This is a genomic window from Nonomuraea sp. N2-4H (assembly GCF_045291505.1).
GTDB lineage: Bacteria > Actinomycetota > Actinomycetes > Streptosporangiales > Streptosporangiaceae > Nonomuraea > Nonomuraea fastidiosa.
Genome location: NZ_CP147987.1, coordinates 6,276,581 through 6,294,737, shown reverse-complemented (window position 1 = coordinate 6,294,737; position 18,157 = coordinate 6,276,581). Strand labels below are relative to the sequence as shown.

General features: G+C 70.5%; 19 protein-coding genes and 1 pseudogene. 7 read left to right on the top strand and 13 right to left on the bottom strand.

Features of this window, described 5'->3' with window-relative positions:
- Positions 1-230: 230 nt before the first annotated feature.
- Together WBK31_RS28805 and WBK31_RS28800 are read right to left on the bottom strand one after the other, a co-directional pair.
- A complete protein-coding gene (locus tag WBK31_RS28805; protein ID WP_364060807.1) occupies positions 231-1,136 on the bottom strand; it encodes a TIGR03619 family F420-dependent LLM class oxidoreductase in 906 nt (301 codons plus the stop codon).
- Between the two features lie 4 nt (positions 1,137-1,140).
- Positions 1,141-1,944, bottom strand: a complete 804-nt coding sequence (locus WBK31_RS28800; RefSeq protein WP_406673459.1) for an SAM-dependent methyltransferase — start codon at positions 1,942-1,944, stop codon at positions 1,141-1,143.
- A 98-nt stretch (positions 1,945-2,042) separates the two neighbouring features.
- Here WBK31_RS28800 and WBK31_RS28795 point away from each other — a divergent pair, with 98 nt between their 5' ends.
- The gene (locus WBK31_RS28795; RefSeq protein WP_378786744.1) at positions 2,043-2,795 is read left to right on the top strand and encodes a helical backbone metal receptor; all 753 of its coding nucleotides are present in this window, start codon (positions 2,043-2,045) and stop codon (positions 2,793-2,795) included.
- A 79-nt stretch (positions 2,796-2,874) separates the two neighbouring features.
- Here WBK31_RS28795 and WBK31_RS28790 read toward each other — a convergent pair whose 3' ends face one another.
- Genes WBK31_RS28790 through WBK31_RS28765 form a run of 6 tightly spaced genes read right to left on the bottom strand, consistent with a single transcriptional unit; the run spans position 2,875 to position 8,080 of the window.
- Positions 2,875-4,023 carry an ROK family transcriptional regulator gene (locus WBK31_RS28790; RefSeq protein ID WP_364060816.1) on the bottom strand — a complete coding sequence of 383 codons (1,149 nt, stop codon included), beginning with the start codon at positions 4,021-4,023 and terminating at the stop codon, positions 2,875-2,877.
- 3 nt (positions 4,024-4,026) lie between these two features.
- Positions 4,027-4,872 carry a carbohydrate ABC transporter permease gene (locus WBK31_RS28785; protein WP_364060819.1) on the bottom strand — a complete coding sequence of 282 codons (846 nt, stop codon included), beginning with the start codon at positions 4,870-4,872 and terminating at the stop codon, positions 4,027-4,029.
- On the bottom strand, positions 4,859-5,818 hold the full coding sequence (locus tag WBK31_RS28780; protein ID WP_378786746.1) for a carbohydrate ABC transporter permease: 960 nt from the start codon (positions 5,816-5,818) through the stop codon (positions 4,859-4,861). The genes WBK31_RS28785 and WBK31_RS28780 overlap by 14 nt, the downstream gene beginning before the upstream one ends.
- Positions 5,815-7,182: an ABC transporter substrate-binding protein gene (locus WBK31_RS28775; protein ID WP_406673458.1), complete on the bottom strand. Its 1,368-nt coding sequence runs from the start codon at positions 7,180-7,182 to the stop codon at positions 5,815-5,817. The genes WBK31_RS28780 and WBK31_RS28775 overlap by 4 nt, the downstream gene beginning before the upstream one ends.
- Before the next feature lie 32 nt (positions 7,183-7,214).
- Complete coding sequence (locus WBK31_RS28770) at positions 7,215-7,592, bottom strand: sugar phosphate isomerase/epimerase family protein (RefSeq protein WP_406673457.1); 378 nt, start codon at positions 7,590-7,592, stop codon at positions 7,215-7,217.
- Positions 7,574-8,080, bottom strand: coding sequence for a sugar phosphate isomerase/epimerase family protein (locus tag WBK31_RS28765; protein ID WP_406673456.1), 507 nt, complete (start codon positions 8,078-8,080; stop codon positions 7,574-7,576). Before WBK31_RS28765 ends, WBK31_RS28770 begins: the two co-directional genes overlap by 19 nt.
- Before the next feature lie 137 nt (positions 8,081-8,217).
- Between WBK31_RS28765 and WBK31_RS28760 the strand changes: the two genes are divergently transcribed.
- The 3 genes and pseudogenes from WBK31_RS28760 to WBK31_RS28750 form a co-directional block, all read left to right on the top strand.
- A complete protein-coding gene (locus WBK31_RS28760) occupies positions 8,218-9,246 on the top strand; it encodes a zinc-binding alcohol dehydrogenase (protein ID WP_364060831.1) in 1,029 nt (342 codons plus the stop codon).
- A gap of 2 nt (positions 9,247-9,248) precedes the next feature.
- Entirely contained in the window at positions 9,249-10,034 is a 786-nt protein-coding gene (locus WBK31_RS28755) for a sugar phosphate isomerase/epimerase family protein (RefSeq protein WP_364060834.1), read from the top strand.
- Positions 9,965-11,209, top strand: a pseudogene (locus WBK31_RS28750) (MGH1-like glycoside hydrolase domain-containing protein); the annotation flags it as partial. The gene WBK31_RS28755 and the pseudogene WBK31_RS28750, both read left to right, overlap by 70 nt.
- Before the next feature lie 9 nt (positions 11,210-11,218).
- Here WBK31_RS28750 and WBK31_RS28745 read toward each other — a convergent pair.
- Both WBK31_RS28745 and WBK31_RS28740 read right to left on the bottom strand, forming a co-directional pair.
- On the bottom strand, positions 11,219-12,325 hold the full coding sequence (locus WBK31_RS28745) for a zinc-binding alcohol dehydrogenase (RefSeq protein WP_364060837.1): 1,107 nt from the start codon (positions 12,323-12,325) through the stop codon (positions 11,219-11,221).
- The gene (locus WBK31_RS28740; protein WP_406673455.1) at positions 12,315-13,370 is read right to left on the bottom strand and encodes a Gfo/Idh/MocA family protein; all 1,056 of its coding nucleotides are present in this window, start codon (positions 13,368-13,370) and stop codon (positions 12,315-12,317) included. The genes WBK31_RS28745 and WBK31_RS28740 overlap by 11 nt, the downstream gene beginning before the upstream one ends.
- A 135-nt stretch (positions 13,371-13,505) precedes the next feature.
- On the opposite strand from WBK31_RS28740, the gene WBK31_RS28735 reads away from it, so the two are divergent.
- Positions 13,506-14,624: a glycosyltransferase gene (locus tag WBK31_RS28735; protein WP_406673454.1), complete on the top strand. Its 1,119-nt coding sequence runs from the start codon at positions 13,506-13,508 to the stop codon at positions 14,622-14,624.
- Here the strand turns inward: WBK31_RS28735 and WBK31_RS28730 are convergent.
- Complete coding sequence (locus WBK31_RS28730; RefSeq protein ID WP_364060843.1) at positions 14,621-15,415, bottom strand: universal stress protein; 795 nt, start codon at positions 15,413-15,415, stop codon at positions 14,621-14,623. The genes WBK31_RS28735 and WBK31_RS28730 overlap by 4 nt on opposite strands.
- Before the next feature lie 124 nt (positions 15,416-15,539).
- Here WBK31_RS28730 and WBK31_RS28725 point away from each other — a divergent pair, with 124 nt between their 5' ends.
- Positions 15,540-15,797, top strand: a complete 258-nt coding sequence (locus tag WBK31_RS28725; protein WP_364060846.1) for a hypothetical protein — start codon at positions 15,540-15,542, stop codon at positions 15,795-15,797.
- An 83-nt stretch (positions 15,798-15,880) separates the two neighbouring features.
- Positions 15,881-16,492: a phosphatase PAP2 family protein gene (locus WBK31_RS28720; RefSeq protein ID WP_364060849.1), complete on the top strand. Its 612-nt coding sequence runs from the start codon at positions 15,881-15,883 to the stop codon at positions 16,490-16,492.
- Here WBK31_RS28720 and pip read toward each other — a convergent pair.
- Complete coding sequence (pip, locus tag WBK31_RS28715) at positions 16,423-17,388, bottom strand: prolyl aminopeptidase (RefSeq protein ID WP_364060852.1); 966 nt, start codon at positions 17,386-17,388, stop codon at positions 16,423-16,425. The two genes, WBK31_RS28720 and pip, sit on opposite strands and share 70 nt — an antisense overlap.
- A 23-nt stretch (positions 17,389-17,411) precedes the next feature.
- Positions 17,412-17,987 (bottom strand): hypothetical protein, encoded by a 576-nt coding sequence (locus WBK31_RS28710; RefSeq protein ID WP_406673453.1) that lies wholly within the window; start codon positions 17,985-17,987, stop codon positions 17,412-17,414.
- Positions 17,988-18,157 lie beyond the last annotated feature (170 nt).

Below are 18,157 nucleotides of genomic sequence, written 5' to 3'. Positions count from 1 at the left end.
CCGGCCCCTCACCGTCCGGTCCTCGCCTCTTCTACCCAGCCTCCGGTACCTTCTGCCCGGCTCCTTCCCCGGCCCTTCCGGCAGGAGAGGGCGAGCGCGGAGCTCGGCCGATGCACGGGTCGGCCGACGCAATCGTGGCGGCTGGGAGGCCGAGCGCGGCGGGTCAGCTCATGCGCGCGAGGCAGCCGGGGCGGCCGCGCGGGGTCGGCAGGGGGCGAGCGCGCGCGGGGTCAGCCGAGGCGGGCGGTGAGTTCGTCCTGGAAGGACTTGGCGAGGTCGAGCATGTGCCGGTCGTCGGTGGCGGTGTGCTGGAGGTCGATGATCAGCTCGTGCGCACCCGCCTCCACGGCCTCGGCGAGGTAGGCGCTGATCTCGGCCACCGTGCCGCTCCGGGGCGGCCTGCCGTCGTCGGTGATGATCGGGTTGGCGCGCAGGATCATGCGCAGCGCGCCGGGGTCGCGCCCGGCCTCCTCGGCGGCCTGGCACACGGTCTGCCACATCGAGGTCAGCACGGGGATGGGCAGCGTGGCGGTCAGCCAGCCGTCGCCGCGCCTGCCGATGCGGCGCAGCGCGGGCCCGGCGAAGCCCGCGAGGTAGAGCGGCGGGCGGCGGGCCGGCTTGGGCTCGATGTGGCTGGGCGGGATAGACCATAGGTCGTGGTCGAACGACACCGGGTCGGTGGTCCAGATAGCCTCGAGCGCGTCGAGGGTGGCCTCGTAGCGGCGGGCGCGGTCCTTCCACGGCACGCCGGCGGCGGCGTACTCGTCGGAGGACCAGCCGAGCCCGAGCCCCGCGTCGAGCCGGCCGCCGCTCAGGTGGTCGATGGTGGTGAGGGAGCGGGCCAGCACCGCGGGGGCGTACCAGCAGGCGTTCAGAGCGCTGGTGCCGAGGCGTACGGACGTGGTGACGGACGCGGCGACCGACAGCACCGAGAACGGGTCGAGGAAGGTCCGGTGCGCCTCGGGGATGGAGCCGTCGCCGCCGGGATAGCGGTCCTTCGGCTGGACGGGGGTGAGCAGCCGGTCGCCTGCCCACAGGCTGTGGAAGCCCATCGCCTCGGCCGCCCGCGCCACCTCCAGCACGCTGGAGAGCGAGGCGAACCTGCCGTACTGCGGGACGGCCAGCCCGACGCGCATGTTCTCAGCCCTTCCTGCCGACGCCGCACAGGATGAGCGACGAGGCGGGGTTGTCCATGAAGTCGATGACGTCGGCCTGCTCGGGCCGCCACTCGGGCAGCCACACCAGGCCGGGGTCGATGAGCGTGAACCCGGAGAACAGCTCGCGGATGCGCTCCCTGTCGCGCAGCACGAGCGGGGCGCTGGCGCTCTGGTAGACCTCGGTGCCGCGATCGACGGCCTCGGCTCTGGCCTCGCTCGTGCCGTGGGACATCACGAGGTAGCTGCCGGGCGCGAGCGCCTTGCGCAGCGTCGCCATGATCTCGTCGGGCCGCTCCTCCTCCTTGATGAAGTGCATGATCGCCACCAGCAGCAGGCCGACGGGCTTGCTGAAGTCGATGGTGGCGCGCACCTCGGGGTGGGAGAGGATGGCCGCGGGCTCGCGCAGGTCGCCCTCGATGACCGTAGTGTCGCCCTGGCCCGCGAGCAGCGCCCTGGCGTGCACGAGCACCACCGGGTCGCGATCGACGTAGACCACCTTGGCGTCGGGCACGACCTTCTTCGCCACCTCGTGGACGTTGCCCTGGGTGGGCAGGCCGGTGCCGATGTCGAGGAACTGCGTGATGCCGGCCTCGGCGAGATGGCGCACGGCGCGGCCGAGGAAAGCGCGATTGGCCCTGGCGGCGGCCCGCAGCTCGGGGGCGACCTTGAGGATGCGCTCGGCAGCCTCGCGATCGGCGGGGAAGTTGTCCTTGCCGCCGAGGTAGTAGTCATAGAGCCGGGCCACGCTTGGCGTGTTGGGGTCGAAACCGAGCGACTCGTGCTCCAACCGTCGTCCCCCCGATCATCGAGTGGAAGATCTTCAGCTTGAGTCTACGGCCCACAGCCGACAAATTGATCACGAAGCCATGGATCTAGGCTGTCAATGTGGATGACACCGGCACGGTCGTCAAGATTCCCGGCGAAGTACGGCGAATCGTCTCGCTGGTGCCGTCGCTGACCGAGTCGGTGGCGGCCACGGTGCCGCACGCTCTGGTCGGGGCCACGAAGTGGTGCACGCACCCGGCGGATCTCGACGTGGCGAGGGTGCGCGGCACCAAGAACCCCGACCTCGACGCGATCAGGCGGCTGCGGCCCGACGTGGTGCTCGCCAACGCCGAGGAGAACCGCCCGTCCGACATCGAGGCGCTGCGGGAGTCGGGCATCGCGGTCTGGGTGACGAAGATCGCGACGCTGGAGGAGGCGTTCGCGTCGCTTGAGCGGATGTTCGTGCACGCCTGCCGTACAGACCCGCCGGACTGGCTGGCTCAAGCGCGCGAGGCGTGGCGGGAGCCCTGGGACGGCCCGAGGCGTACGGCGATCGTCCCCATCTGGCGGCGGCCCTGGATGGTGGTGGGCCGCGACACGTTCACCGGCGACGTGCTCAGGCACCTCGGCGTGGACAACCTGTACGCCGGCCACTCCGAGCGCTACCCCAAGATCCCGCTCGACGAGCTGAACGCCCGCCGCCCCGACCTCGTGGTGCTGCCCGATGAGCCCTACGCCTTCAGCGAGACCGACGGCCCGGAGTCGTTCCCCGGCCTGAGGTGCGTGCCGGTGAGCGGCCGGCTGCTCACGTGGTACGGCCCGTCGCTGGTGGAGGCCGCGGGGGAGCTGCGCCGCACCCTTGCGGCCGCCTGACGCCCCGGCGGCCGCCGATCTCAAGGGCGACGCGCCTCGGCGGCTGACCGGCCTCGGTGGCTGACCGATCTCGGCGGGCCTAACCGGCCGCGGCGGCCAGCGCGGTGTCCACGGCGGCCGCCGACAGGACGTGCTCCATGACGAGCACCGCCATGCCCACGATGCCGGCCCGCTCGCCCAGCGAGCCGGTGACGATCGGCAGGTTGCGGGTCGTGTACGGCAGGCTGCGCCGGTAGACGCTCTCGCGGATGCCGGTCAGGTAGTGCTCGCCGGTGCGCGCCATGTCGCCGGACAGCACGAGCACGGCGGGGTTGAGCAGGCTGACCGCCGTGGCGAGGACGACGCCGAGCGTGCGCCCGGCCTCCTGCACGCGGGCGATGGCGGCCGGGTCGCCCGCCTGCACGAGCTTGACCACCTCGCGGCTGGAGCCCACGCCGAGGTCGGCGGCCAGGGCGCGGCCGCTGGCCAGTGAGGCCACGCAGCCGCGCGAGCCGCAGGTGCAGACCCGGTCGTCGGTCTCGCTGAGGCGCACGTGGCCGATGTTGCCCGCCGCGTCCTCGACGCCTCGGTGGATCCGGCCGTCGAGGACGATGCCGGCGCCGATGCCGGTGGAGACCTTGACCAGGACGAGCGCCGCGGTGTCGCGCCATGACGACCACCATTCGCCGAGCGCCATCGCGTTGGCGTCGTTCTCGACCAGGATGGGCACGTCGTACGACTCCTTGATGGCCTCGCGCACCGGATGGTCGTCCCAGCCGGGCATGAGGAACGACCTGATGACGTGCCCGGTGGCGTGGTCGACCGAGCCGGGCACGTCGAGCCCGATGCCGCATACGTCGCGGGCGGGCCGCCCGGCCCTGTCGAGCATGCGCTGGAACGCCTCGCGCACCCATGACAGCACCGCGTCGGGCCCCAGCTCGATGCGCATCTCGGCGTGCTCTTCCGCCATGGGGCGGGCGGCCAGGTCGGTGAGCGCCACCGTGGCGTGGGCGGCGCCCAGGTCGGCCACCAGGATCAGCCGCCTGGCGGCGTGCACCTCGAGCACCGACGGTGGCCGCCCGCCGCCGGAGGCGCCGACGCCCGACTCGTGGATGTATCCGGCGGCGATCAGCCGGTCGACCCGCTCGGTGATGGTCGAGCGTGACAGGCCGGTGTGCTCGATGAGCTCTTTGCGGGTGCGGCAGGAGCCATGGCGGATGAGCTGGAGGATCTGCCCTGCCGTCAGCATGGTCTATCCCTTCTCCGCTCCTGCGGTGAGGCCCTCCGTCAGCAGCCGCTCACTGGCGAAGAACACGATCACGATGGGCAGCGTGAGCACCACCGACCCTGCCATCAAGACCGTGGTGGGGATCTCGATGCTCCCGGCGAGCTGCGAAAGCCCCAGGGACACCGTCCAGCTCTCCCTATGGTCCACGAGGAAGAGCAGGGCGAACAGGAACTCGTTCCACGCGATCATGAACGCGTAGAGGCCGGTGGCCATCAGGGCGGGCTTGGACAGGGGCAGCACCACCCGCCAGATGGTCGACAGCCTCGAACATCCGTCGATCGCGGCCGCTTCCTCCACGCTCTGCGGCACGGTCTCGAAGTAGTTGCGGAGCATGTATACCGTGACCGGCACCGTCTGCGCGATATAGACGAGGATCAAGCCCACGAGGGATCCGCGCAGGCCGATCATGGTGAAGAACACGAACAGCGGGATGGCCAGCACGATCGCGGGAAACAGGTAGACCGCGAGGAAGAGGAAGTGCACCTGGCGGCGGCCGAAGAAGCGCAGCCGCGCCACCGCGTACGCGCCGGGTATCGAGACCAGCAGCGTGACCGCCACCGAGACGACCGCGACGATCGTGCTGTTCTTGAGGAACGTCAGGAAGCCCTGCCGGGTGAGCACGTCCACGTACGCGTCGAGGGTGAAGGCGGACGGCCAGAGCGAGCCGGGCTCCAGGATCAGCTCCTGGATGTCGCGTACCGAGAGCATCACCATGTAGAGGAACGGGAACGCGGTGATCAGGAAGAGGAACGCGATCACCAGCGGCCTGAGCGCCCGCAGCAGCGCCCGTTCGAACCTATCCCTGCTCACGCTCGCCTCCCGCGAAGAACCTGAGGTAGATCGCCAGGAAGACGACCAGGAACACGGCCAGCACGATCGCCTGCGCGGCGGCGGCGCCGATGTCGTCGCGCGAGGTGAGGAAGTTGTAGACACGCACGCTGACCACCTCGGTGCCGGCGCCGCCGCCGGTCAGCAGGTAGACGTCGTCGAACTTGGTGAAGGTGAAGACGAACCGCAGCACCGACAGCAGCGCGATGATGCGCCACAGTTGCGGCATGATCACGTAGCGGAAGCGCTGGGTGGGGGTCGCGCCGTCCACGATGGCGGCCTCGTCCAGCTCCTTCGGCAGCGCCTGCAGGCGGGCCAGGATGAACAGGAACGCGAACGGGAAGTACCGCCACGCCTCGAAGGCGATGACGGTGAGCAGCGCGACCGGCACCCGCACGCCGAGGAACTCGCCCCTGGCCTGGGTGAGGAACGCGATCGGCTCGGCCAGCCAGGTGTTGACGATGCCGTACTGCGGGTTGAGCATCGTCTCCCACAGGAACGTGACGGCCACCACCGGGGCCACGTACGGGATGAGGATCGCGGCCCTGACCAGCGTGCGGCCCCTGAACCTGTCGCGCAGCGCCAGCGCCGTGACCAGCCCGATGGCGATCGACAGCGCCGTGCCCGCGACGGTGTAGACGAGCGTGTTGACCAGCGACGACCAGAAGCCCGGCTCGGAGACCACGTACGCGAAGTTCTCCAGCGTGTAGTTCCCGAACAGGCCCGCCTGCCTGATGTTGATCAGCCGCACGTCCTGGAACGCCAGCATGATCGCCCACAGCAGCGGCAGCACCACCACGACCAGCGTGATGATCAGCGTCGGCGAGATGAGCGCGGCCCCGGCGCGGCCCTCCTGCTGCCGCAGCGTGCGCCCGCGGGGCCGGGGAGCGGGGGAGCCGGGCGGCTCCTCGACGCGGGCGGCGGTCACTCGCGGATCCCGCGCTTGATGCTCTCGACCTCGCGCTTGGCCTGCGCGGCGGCCTGCTGCGGGGTCAGCGACCCGTCGACGAGCATGCTGAGCGCCTTGGGCACGGGCAGCTCTCCCATGGTGGCGCCGACCAGCTTGCCCTGGCCCTGCGAGATGCCCCAGCGGGCGATGGTGTCGGGGCTCTTGCGCAGGGCGTCGAGCACGTCGTCGGGGTAGACGTCGGAGAGCGGCTTTTTGGTGTCGACGCCGGCGGGCAGCGCGTCCCACTTCTCCTCGAAGCCCTTGCGGGTGGGGACCTTGCCCTCGGGTGCCATGCCGATCCAGCGCTCGTAGCCCTCGTTCATCATGTACGTCACGAACGCGCTCGCCGGTTCCTTGGCGGCGTCGCGGGTGATGGCCCAGGAGACGATCTCGCCGTACTGGGCGGGGGCACTGCCGTCGGGACCCTTGAGCGCGGTGACCACGCCGGTGTTCTCGGCCAGCCACTGGGGGTTCTCACGGCACTGTGGGCAGCTCGGCAGCGCGTCCTTACGCAGGCCCGCGAGCTCGTCGAGGATGAACGACGACCAGATCGTCATGGCCGCCTTGCCGGAGAAGTACGTGGCCCTGGTGGAGTCGACGTCCTGCTTGCCCTTGACCGACAGGTTCCTCGCCAGGCCGGCGTAGAACGCGAACGCCCTGGTGCACTGCGGCGAGTCGAGCGTGACGTTGCCGGAGCCGTCCACGAGCTCGCAGCCGTTGGCCTGGGCGATGTGCTCGAAGCTCTGCGCGGTGAAGGTGTCCTTGGGCGCGATGGCGAGCGTGATGCCGGCGACCCCGCCGGTGTTGAGCTTGGTGGCGGCCTCCTGCAGCGTCTCGTAGGTGTCGGGCGGCTTCAGCCCGGCCGCCTCGAAGAGGTCCTTGCGGTAGAGGATGAGCTGCGCCCAGCCGTCGCTGGGCACCGCGAGCAGCGTCCGTCCCGAGCTGTCCAGCTCCAGTGCGCGCGGTGAGAACGCATCGCGGCCCAGCCGGTCGACGATCTTCCCCGGGGTCTCGGTGTCGAGCAGGTCGTTGGCCTCCAGCTCGCGTACGGAAGCCAAAGGCAGCGCCCCGATCACGTCCGGCAGGTCGCCCGCCGCGGCGGCGGCCGTGATGGTCTGGCTGAACTGGTCCTCGGCCACGCCGACCAGCTTCACCTTGATCCCGGTCTTCCTGGTGAACTCGGTGGCGATGGCGTTCTGCACGGGCATCCGGTCCTCGAGGTTCTCCTCGGTCCAGACCGTGATCTCGTCGCCCGCCGATCGCCCACCGTCGTCGCCGCAGGCCGCGAGCGAGACGGCGGCCAGCAGGGCGACGGAGAGGACGGCGGTCACCTTCGTCGGCATGGCACGCTCCTCTGATCGGGGATAAGCCGCACTTACCCCTGCACGAGATGACGCAACGTGCGGTAAGCGATACAGAGCCCGGCCTGCACTTTTTCCGGGCTTCCGCTCCACACCGGATCCTCGTGCTCGACGGAGACCACGCCGTCGTAGCCGCCCTCGTACAGCGCGTCGATGACGCGCGTCCAGTCCACCTGGCCGAGTCCGGGCACGCGGAAGCGGTACCAGCCCTTCGCGCCGCTGATCGGGCCGTGGTAGCCGTACCTGTCGATCGCGCCGGGCAGGATCTGGGTGTCCTTGGCCTGTACGTGCGCGATATGCGGGATGTACGGGGTCAGCGCGGCCACCGGGTCGATGCCCAGCGCCACCAGGTGGGAGGGGTCGTAGTTGAGCTTCAGCCCGAGCCCGAACATCCACTCCCACAGCTCGGGGAGTAGGCCAGATTGCCCGGATAGCCGTCTGGGTGCCAGCTCTTCATCACGCAGTTCTCGATGACCAGCTCGACACCGCGGGCGGTGGCGTATTCGACGAGCGGGCCGAAGACGTCCTCGGCGCGCTTGAGGTTGTCGCGGACCGTCAGCCCGGGGTCGCGGCCGATGAACGTGCCGACCGTGGGGCAGCCCAGCGCGGCGGCGGCGTCCACGCAGCGCCGTACATGCGCGTTCACCTCCGGCCCTCGCTCGGGGTGGAGATTGTTCTCGTAGTACGCGATCGAGGAAAGCGTCAGTCCGGTCTCCGCGAAGATCCTTCGCACGCGCTCGTTCTCGGCATCGTCAAAAGAATCTACCTTGATGTGATTGCGATCATCGGATGCCTGGCGCAACCCGCTACTTCCAGGGCTTCGTAGCCCTGCCGGGCCGCCCAGCGGGCTATGTCGGTAAGACCGCTTTCCGGAAGACACGCAGTCAGAAACCCCAATTTCATCAGTAACCCCCGATGGAAGTCGTAGACTTAAGCGTGTTTCCGGCGCAACTAGTGCTTGCAAACAATCACTAAACCTTTGTCTTTTGTTTGATCATTAAGCGTAAGTGTTGGGGAATGCGCGTCATCACCTTCGAAGAGCCAGGCCGTGTCCGCGTCAGCCTGGAGGAGCCCGCCGATCTCGTCCCGGGCACCGTGCGGGTACGCACGCTCTATTCGGGAGTCTCCGCGGGCACCGAGCTCACCGCCTACCGCGGCACCAACCCCTACCTCACTCGCAAGTGGGACACCGAGCGCCGGCTCTTCGTCGAGGGACAGACGTTCGCCTACCCGCTGGCCGGATGGGGCTACCAGGAGGTCGGCGAGGTCGTCGAGGCCGCACCCGATGTGGCCGGCCCGCCCATCGGCAGCATGGTCTGGGGCATCTGGGGCCACCGCGCCGAGGCCGTCGTCCCCGCCGCCAAGCTCGAAGGTCACCTGCTGCCGCCCGGCGCCGACCCGCTGACCGGCGTCTTCGCCCGCGTCGGCGCCATCGCGCTCAACGCCGTGCACGCCGCCGACCTGCACCTCGGCGACCAGATCGCGATCTTCGGGCAGGGTGTCATCGGGCTGCTCGCCACCCGGCTCGCCGTGCTCAGCGGCGCCCGCGTGGTCGCCGCCGACGCCATCCCCGGCCGCCTTGAGCTGGCCAGGCGGTTCGGCGCCGCCGAGACCTTCGACATCGCCTCGGGCTCGGTGGCCGAGTTCATGCGCAAGCGGGTCGAGGGCGCCGACAGCGTCATCGAGCTGAGCGGCAGCAACGCCGGCCTGCACGAGGCGATCAGGACCGTGCGCAGGGGCGGCAGGGTGGTCGCCGCCGGGTTCTACCAGGGCGACGGCGTCGGCCTGCGGCTCGGCGAGGAGTTCCACCACAACCAGGTCCAGCTCGTCTCCGCGCAGATCGGCGGCGTCGCCTCGTGGCTGGCGCACCGGTGGGACGTCGAGCGGCTGCAGCGCACGTTCATGGAGCTCGTTCACCGCGGCGAGGTGGACGCGCGGGCCCTGGTCAGCCACGTCGTGCCCGTCGACGCGGCGCCCGCGGCCTTCGACCTGCTCGACAAGCACCAGTCCGAGGTGCTTCAGCTCGTCTTCGAATTCAAGGAGTGACCGTGAAGCTCGCCGTACAGGAGCAGCTGCTGCCCGGCCGCAGCCTGCAGGAGAAGTTCGCCTTCGCCCTCGACGCCGGCTTCGACGCGATCGAACTGCGCGGCAAGGGCGATTTCCACTTCGCCGGCAGGCTCACCGAGCTCAAGCGCGCGCGGGCCGACGGCGTCGTCATGCCGACGGTCTGCGTGGACATGCCCCACTTCATCGGCGACTTCGACCCGGCCAAGCGCAAGGACGCCATCCAGCAGCTCAGATCGCAGCTCACGGTCATCGCCGAGCTGGGCGGCATCGGCGTCATGACCCCGGCCTCCTGGGGGCAGTTCTCCCGCAGGCTGCCGCCGTTCGAGCCGCCGCGCAGCCCCGATGAGGACCGCGAGGTGCTGGCCGAGGCGCTCGGCATCCTCGGCGAGCACGCGCACCGCAACGGCGTGCTGATCATGCTGGAGCCGCTCAACCGATACGAGAACCACATGGTGAACACCCTGGCCGAGGCCGTCTCGTACTGCTCGATGGACTCGATCAGGATCGTCGGCGACACGTACCACATGAACATCGAAGAGGACGACCCCTGCCGGGCCCTCATCGACGCCGCGCCCTATCTCGCGCACATGCAGATCAGCGAGTCCAACAGGAACCAGCCGGGCACCGGCCACCTCGACTGGGGCGCCCAGCTCGCGACCCTCGACGCCGTGGGCTACGACGGTTATCTCGCGCTCGAATGCCGCCTGCGCGGCGAACCCGAGATCGTCCTGCCCCAGACCGCCGCCTTCATCAGGAAATACCTATGATCCTCCGCGACGCCGTGCGCGTCCTGGTCAGCAACTGGGACGGCAGCTACACGGTCCCTTCCCGTCGCCTCTACCCCCACCAGTGGAGCTGGGACTCCGCGTTCGTGGCGATCGGCAACGCCCGCCTGTCGCCGCGCAGGGCCAGGGCGGAGCTGCTGACCCTGTTCGGTGCGCAGTGGAGCGACGGCCGGGTGCCGCACATCGTGTTCAACCCCGAGGTGCCCGAAGGCGCCTACTTCCCCGGTCCCGCCTTCTGGGCCGCGCGGGCGCCGTCCGGCGTGCGCACCTCGGGCATCGTGCAGCCTCCCGTGCACGCGCTGGCCGCGTGGAAGACGTATCTCGCCGAGCCCGACCACGCCTTCCTGCGGCGCATCTACCCGCGGCTGGTGGCCCAGCAGGAGTTTCTGCGGGCCCAGCGGCGCTCGGCTGACGGGCTGATCGCGATCGTGCACCCCTGGGAGTCGGGCATGGACAACAGCCCGGCCTGGGACGTGCCGCTGGCCGCGGTGGACGCGCCGTCCGGCGGCTTCGTGCGCAGAGACCTGGAGGCGGTCAGCGCCGACGAGCGGCCGACCGACCGCGACTACGCCCGCTACATCGCGCTGGCCGAGTCCTACCGCGAGTCCGGCTACACCGACCCCGGGGCGTTCCAGGTCGAGGATCCGCTGTTCAACGCCGCGTACGGGCTGGCCGAGTCGGCGCTCGCCGACATCGCGCGGGTGCTCGGGCTCGATCCCGGGCCGCACGAGCGCGAGGCCGCCGCCGTCACCTCCGCCATGGTCGAGCACCTGTGGGACGGCGGGCTCTTCCAGGCCCGCGACGTGCGCACCGGCAAGCGGGTCGAGTCCGCGAGCGCGGCCGGGCTGACCCCGCTCGTGCTGCCAGATCTGCCCGGCGAGGTGGCCGACGCGCTGATCACGACCGCGCTCGACCGGTTCCGGCTGAAGGACATGCCGCTGCCCAGCTACGCCCTCGACGCGACCGAGTTCGACCCCGCCCGCTACTGGCGCGGCCCGAGCTGGATCAACCTGAGCTGGCTCGTCTGGCACGGGCTCAAGGACCGCCGCCCCGACCTCGCCGCCTCGCTCGCCGACGCGATGCGGCGCACGGTGTGCCGGTCGGGCTTTCGCGAGTACTTCGACCCGTTCACCCTGCGCGGCCACGGCTCCCGCGACTTCAGCTGGTCAGCCGCCCTCATCCTCGACCTCGTCGCAGAGCACAGCCTGCACGCAGCCGAGCCGGCCGGCCGCGAGCTCTGTGAACAGGCCTGGAGCTTCGCCGAACGCGACGAGGTGGGTCACCAGGTGCCGGCGTAGCGCCGTACCGCGCCGCCTGAGCAGCTCGATCGTCTCGTGCGAGAGCCGCTCCCTGTCCCAGGCGTGCGCCAGGCCGCGCGGCACCCGCCCGATCTGGGCGCAGCGCACGCTCAGCCCGTTGTGGTGGAACTCCTCGCCGAGCCGCACCTCCTCCGCACCGCCGGTGTAGAAGGCCAGGTCGATCAGCGTGCCCTGGGGGCGCAGCAGGCGCAGGCCGAGCGCCAGCGCCCTGGCCTGGCCACGGCACTGGAAGACCACGTCGGCGCCGCGATCGTTCGGGCCGTGCCGCCAGCGGCGCTTCAGAACCACGGCCGGGTCCTCGCCCGCGTGCAGCGTCTCCGCGCCGAGCGCGGCGGCGATCTCCAGCCGCGACGGGGTCTCGTCCACCACCACGACCTCGGCCGCGCCCGCCGACATGGCGAAGCAGGCCGTCAGCAGCCCGACCACCCCCGCGCCGGCCACCGCCACGCGCCGGCCGCGCACGCCGTCGCCCAGCTCGCGCACCGCCGGGCCGTGCAGGTCGTGTGCGGCGTGCAGCAGGCCGTTGGCGCAGATCGGGCCCATGTGGGCGACGTAGATGCCGAGCAGCGGGTCGAGGTCGTCGGGCAGCTCCACGAACCTGTCGGTCATCGGGTCGGCCACGTACGCGGTGCGGTGGCCGTACGCCATCGCGAGCAGCGCGCCTTCGCGCACCGCCCGCGTACGTGTCTCGACCACCAGCCCCACCTGCATGTAGCCGATGCCGCGCACCGGGTACGTCACCGACGGCGCGCCGTCGCGGAACAGCCCGAGCGCCGGGTCCCAGCTCGCGCCGAGGTAGGGGTTGGTGCCCTTGACGTAGGTCAGCTCGGTGCCGGCCGAGACGCCGCTGTGGGTGGTCGCGACCATGAAGCCGCCCTCCGGCAGGTCGGGCAGCTTCTCCTCGACCAGGCACACCTCGCCGGGCGCCTCGATGCTGAGCGTCTCACTGGTCATCGAGCGTCACCGGCCTCTGCTCGGCTGCGGATCGGGCGAGTGCCAGCGCCAGGCGGTGGGTGCGCAGCGCCTCCTCGTACGGTACGCGCACGTCGGCCGCCTTGCCCTGCACCGCGTTGATGAACTCGCGGTCCACCCGGACCTTGGCCCGCCCGTCGTCCTCGATGGCGCGGTGGCCGTCCACCAGCAGCCTGGTCTCGCTCAGCTCCAGCGCGATGCCGTCCGCGCACACCTCGAGGCCGACCCGGTGCTTGCGGGTGAGCAGGCAGGACGTGGCGAGCAGCCCGGCCGCGCCCCCGGCGAAGCGCATGACGGCGGAGGTGGCCCGGTCGATCTCGCCGTCCTCGCGGGCGCCGCCCGGCACCGCGTGCACCATCGACACCTCGCCGACCAGCGCCCGAGCGAGGTCGAGCACGTGCACGGCCTGCTCGATGATCTGGCCGCCCGACCGGACGGGGTCGAGCCACCAGGAGACGGGCGGCACCTTGTCCAGCCAATGGCCGAGCGCCAGGTGTACGGGACGTCCGGCGAGCAGGTCATGCGCTTGCCCGACTATGTCTAGATATCTCCAATGATGTCCTACGGCGGAGGGCAGAGATCTCCGCTGTATTTCTGCTGCGATGTTTTCGGCGGTCCGCAGGTCAAGAGATAGTGGCTTTTCCACGAAAACCGGGATATTGCACGACAAAACATCGAGTTCTGGGTCGCCGTGCGCGAAAGGCGGCACGCAGACGTACACGGCGTCGAGACCGCCCGCGTCGAGCAGGTCGGCATGGCCGCCATAAGCGGGGGAGCCGTGCTTGGCGGCGAGGGCCCCGGCCCTGCGGGAATCGGTGTCGGCGATTCCGGCGATCGTGACATCGGGGAGGCCGGACAGGACATCGGCATGGCGAGCGGCGACATTTCCGGCACCGATGATGCCGATACGCGTTTTCGGGGACACGATCCGGCATATGCCACCTGTGGCCCGAATCAAACGGACATGTTCGAGGGCCTGGGGCTCGGGCAGAGGCTTGGACCTCTTTGAGATTCGGGGCTGATGCATGGAGAAGATCCGCGCGCCTTCGCCAGGGTCCGTGAATGGTACGGGCCGCATTCGAACACGGCCGCGAAATGGCCGGTCGACGGCCGGCCTGCGGCGACCGGCACGCTCGTGCCCGGGGTTTCCTCGGAGGTTTCGATGAAAGTCCTGGTGAACGCCGGACCGTGGCTGGAGGTCCCGCCCGCGGGCTACGGCGGCATCGAGAACGTCGTGGCCACGCTGGTGCCCGCGCTGCGCGAGCGCGGGGTCGGCGTCGTGCTCGCCTCCGTCGGCTCAAGCACCCTGGAGGCGGACGAGCTGATCCACGCCTACGACGAGGGTCAGTTCGGTGAGCTGCAGAAGCCGTACAACCAGGTCATGGGCATCACGCACGCCCATCTCGCCAGGGTCGTGTCCGAGCTGCGCGGGCGCGACGACATCGACCTCGTGCACGACCACGTGGAGGTGGTCGGCCCCGCGGTGCTGTCGGCGTGCGGCGGGCCGCCCGTCCTGCACACCCTGCACTGGGACCTGCGCAAGCACCCGGCCTTCTACGGCGCGTTCCCCTCCTCGATCGCTGTCAACGGCGTGTCGCGGTCGCAGCTCGCCCGCGCCCCCGAGGCCCTGCGCGCCGCCTCACTGGGCGCGATCCACCTCGCCACCCCGCTCGCCGGCCGCGACGTCCGCGTCCCGCGCGGCGAGCACCTGGTCGTGATGGGCCGCATCTGCTCCTTGAAGGGCCAGCACGTGGCCGCCAGGATCTGCCAGAAGCTGGGCCTGCCGCTGGTGCTCGCCGGCCCCGTGAGCGCCCGCGACTCGCAGGCCGAGCTGGACGACGTCGCCCAGAACCCCTACCAGCCGCTGCACGGCCACCCCGACGTCCGCTACCACCTCGACCAGGTCGCCCCCTACCTCGACGGCGAGGTCGTCCGCTGGGCCGGCGCGGTGGGCGGGCAGGAGCGCGACGAGCTGTACGGCTCCGCCCGCGCCGCGCTCTTCCCCATCCAGTGGGACGAGCCCGGCGGCACCGCCGTCGTCGAGGCCCTGGCACTCGGCGTGCCGCCGATCGGGCTGCGCCGCGGCTGCCTGCCGGAGCTCATCGACCACGGGCGTACCGGCTTCCTCGCCGGCACCGAGGAGGAGCTGGCGGAGTGGATCCTTCGGGCCGACGAGATCGACCCTGAGGAGTGCCGCCGCGAGGCCCGCCGCCGCTTCTCGCCGTCCGTCATGGCCGACCGGTACCTGGAGCTGTACGAGCAGGTGATCGGACGCCGTTAGCCGAACCCGCGCGGCAGGACGGCGACCGGGCGCGGGGAGGCGCGCAGCACCTTCATCGCCAGCTCGCCCAGGAACACCCGGTGCGGCTGGGCGTCCTCGCTCGCCGCGCATACCAGCAGCTCGCCGTCCAGCCACTCCACGCCGGCGAGCGCGGCGGCGACGTCGTGGCCCTCGGCCACCTCGGCCTCCGCCTCGATGCCGGTGCTCTCCCAGGCCAGCCGTACGGCCAGCGCGAGATCGTCGCGGAGCCTGCCCTGGTCGTCGGTACGCAGGTCGAGCGTGATCAGCCGCAGCCGCACGCCGAGCCGCAGCGCGGCCTGCGCCACCTGCTCGACCGCCGCGTCGCACTGCGGCCGATGAACGTAGGCCAGCGTGAGCCTGGCCGGCTCCTCGGGCGGCAGGTAACCCGCGGGCGCCAGCATCACCGCCTCGGGCGACATGTGCAGCAGGTGGTCGGCGGTCGAACCGATCGAGATGCGGCCGTGCTGCCCGCCGTCCGCCGACCCGACCACGATCAAGTCGGCCCTGATCCTGCTGGCCAGCACCGCGAGCCCGCGTCCCGTGCCCCGGCTCTCGAACGTGATGAACTCGGCCGGCACCGGCCCCAGCTCCTCGGCCGCGTGCGCCAGGTTGGCCTGCGCCTCGACCGCCAGGCCCGGGCTGTTCGGCGGGTAGATCGTGGCGACCGTCAGCTCGCCACCGGTGACACGGGTGATCGCGGCGGACAGGGCGAGCGCGTCCCGCCCGCCCGGGTCGTTCGCATATCCGACGATCACGTGCGCTCCGATCACGAAGGCCCTCTTACCCGCTCTCACCTGGGAATACGCGACCTTGATCCGAATGTTTCACACATTCGGAGGCGTAAAGAACGTGAAGATCACTCTTGATACCCGTTTCAACGGGTCTCTTGGCCCCGTGACCCTTCGTGAAGCGGTTCAGCAGCTCAGGGAACGGGATCTGGCCTGCACGGTCGCCGCCGACGAGGTCGACAAGAAGGCCACCGTCTTCGCCGACTGTGTCGAGCGCGGCTTCACCCCGCTGCGCAGCGAGATCATGGCCGCCTACTACGTCGCCGAGCGCGACGCCGCCACCGAGGCGTTCGACCGCGGGCTGATCACCCGCGCCGAGCTGGAGGCGAAACAGGAGGCTCTGGCGCGTCAGCTCCTCACTTGACGACATTCACCCTTATGGTGGAGGCGTCGGCGGCTTCCTGTTCGTAAGGTGCTGTCCATCGGATATTCATCGATTGGACAGGCGTGTACCAGGACATCGTCGACTTCGCTCTCAGCACCCCCGCATGGCTGCACACCGTCGCCGAGATAGGCACGGACGCGGGACTCTTCGTGTTCGCGTTGCTCTTCGTCGTGGCCGCGGTGCGGGCCTGGCGCGGGCCCGCGCGTGACCTGGCGCTCGTCGTCGCCGGGCCGGCCGGGATCGTGCTCGCGTACGTGCTGAGCGAGGTCATCAAGGTGTTCGTGAAGGAGGACCGGCCGTGCCGTGGCGGGATCGCGACGATCGCCGCCTGCCCGCCGCCGGACGACTGGTCCTTCCCCAGCAACCACTCCGTGATCGCCGCCGGCGCCGCGGCCACCCTGATGCTGTGCTGGCGCGCCCTGGCCTGGGTGGTGTTCCCGCTGGCCGCCGTCATGGCGTTCTCGCGGGTCTTCGTGGGCGTGCACTACCCGCACGACGTGGCCGCCGGCTTCCTGCTCGGCGTGACCTTGGCGCCGCTGTTCGCGCTGCTCGTGGTGGGGGCGGTCACCCCCGCCGTACGGCTGTTGCGCGCCCGGCTGCCCCGCTACTTCCCCGAGTCCGCGAACCCGTCCGTGGCGGCGATCAACCGGTCGAGGATGCCCGGCTCCGAATAGGCGTGCCCGGCCCCGGCCACCAGGTGGAACTCCGCCTCGGGCCACGCCTTGTGCAGGTCCCAGGCCGTGGCCACGGGCGTGCACATGTCCTGGCGGCCCTGGACGATCACCGCGGGGATGTGGCGGATCTTGTGCACGTCGCGGATGAGCTGCTCGGGCTCGAACCAGCCGCCGTGGGTGAAGTAGTGGTTCTCGATCCTCGCGAAGGCGACGGCCTTGCGCGCCTCGCCGAAGTCGTCCACCAGCTCAGGATCGGGCAGCAGCGTGACCGTGCCGCCCTCCCACTGTGACCACGCCCTGGCCGCGGCCAGCCGGGCCGCGTCGTCGTCGCCCTCCAGCCGCCTGCGGTAGGCGGCCATGAGGTCGCCCCGCTCGTCCTCGGGAATCGGCTCCAGGAACCGCTCCCACAGGTCGGGGAAGACGTACGAGGCGCCCTCCTGGTAGAACCAGTGCAGCTCCTGCGGGCGCAGCGTGAAGATGCCGCGCAGGATCAGCTCGGTCACCCTGCCGGGGTGCGTCTGGGCGTAGGCGAGGGCCAGCGCGCTGCCCCACGACCCGCCGAACACCTGCCACCGCTCGATGCCCAGGTGCTCGCGCAGCCGCTCCATGTCGGCCACCAGGTGCCAGGTCGTGTTCGTGCTCAGGTCGGTGGCGGGGTCGGAGGCGTGCGGCAGACTGCGTCCGCAGTTGCGCTGGTCGAACAGGACGATGCGGTAACGCTCAGGGTCCCACTGGCGCCGGTGGCTCGCGCTGCACCCGCCGCCGGGACCGCCGTGCAGCATGACCGCGGGCTTGCCTTCGGGGTTGCCGCAGACCTCGTAGTAGATCTGGTTGCCGTCGCCCACGTCGAGCAGGCCGGAGTCGTACGGGTCGATGGGCGGGTACAGAGTTCTCATACGCCCAGATCCTGCCGCATCGGTCACTGAGACCACGTGTGCCGGTTGAGGAAGCCCCGTTCGCCGGTCGCGTACTCGTGGAACGCCTGCCGCACCTCCGCCAGCTCCTCCACCGTCGTGCGCACCAGCGTCCCCTCCTTGTACTCCAGCTCGTACCCCGGTGACACCTGGATGAAGTGCCGGCCGAAGTTGACCAGCGCCACGAACGGGTTCTGCGCCGACATCGTGCCCAGCACGTCGTGCACGAGCCCGAGGTCCGGATCGTGCACGATCATGCCGTCTCCGGTGTGGAGCTGCATGCCCTCGTAGACGCCGAGCGGCGCGACGTTGTGCACCAGGTCGCGCTGCGGGTCGTAGCAGACCATGCCGTGCGCGCGGGCCACGGTGAAGACCTGCGCGGAGACCTCGTCCATCGTGTCGAGGTCCATCGTCACCAGCACGTGCCCGGGGTAGAGCGTGATCTCCCCCGGGAGCTCCTTGGCGACGTTGGGTACGGGGCCGCCGCCGGGTTCGGTCCGCTTGACCGCCAGGTACGTCGCGCGCGCCTGGTCCCTGCTGATCGGCACCGGTTCGTCCCAGACCATCAACTCAACGCTCATCGGTCCATCTTGACGGACCCGCACCCGTGCCGTGTGTCACTACCTGGGTTTTTCCTAATCCGGCACCAGGTGGGCCGTGCATTGGCGCGCCTCGGGGCAGGCACTCGGGGCCGATCGGCGGCTTTCGCGCCGTCGGGGACGGCCCACCCCGTTGACCTGGGGCCCGGCGG

Bases quoted from the DNA above. Each gene is read 5' to 3' on its own strand.
- WBK31_RS28805 (WP_364060807.1), bottom strand. From the start codon at position 1,136: ATGCGCGTCGGGCTGGCCGTCCCGCAGTACGGCAGGTTCGCCTCGCTC.
- WBK31_RS28790 (WP_364060816.1), bottom strand. From the start codon at position 4,023: ATGCTGACGGCAGGGCAGATCCTCCAGCTCATCCGCCATGGCTCCTGC.
- WBK31_RS28775 (WP_406673458.1), bottom strand. From the start codon at position 7,182: ATGCCGACGAAGGTGACCGCCGTCCTCTCCGTCGCCCTGCTGGCCGCC.
- WBK31_RS28770 (WP_406673457.1), bottom strand. From the start codon at position 7,592: ATGTTCGGGCTCGGGCTGAAGCTCAACTACGACCCCTCCCACCTGGTG.
- WBK31_RS28760 (WP_364060831.1), top strand. From the start codon at position 8,218: ATGCGCGTCATCACCTTCGAAGAGCCAGGCCGTGTCCGCGTCAGCCTG.
- WBK31_RS28745 (WP_364060837.1), bottom strand. From the start codon at position 12,325: ATGACCAGTGAGACGCTCAGCATCGAGGCGCCCGGCGAGGTGTGCCTG.
- WBK31_RS28740 (WP_406673455.1), bottom strand. From the start codon at position 13,370: ATGCATCAGCCCCGAATCTCAAAGAGGTCCAAGCCTCTGCCCGAGCCC.
- WBK31_RS28735 (WP_406673454.1), top strand. From the start codon at position 13,506: ATGAAAGTCCTGGTGAACGCCGGACCGTGGCTGGAGGTCCCGCCCGCG.
- pip (WP_364060852.1), bottom strand. From the start codon at position 17,388: ATGAGAACTCTGTACCCGCCCATCGACCCGTACGACTCCGGCCTGCTC.
- WBK31_RS28710 (WP_406673453.1), bottom strand. From the start codon at position 17,987: ATGAGCGTTGAGTTGATGGTCTGGGACGAACCGGTGCCGATCAGCAGG.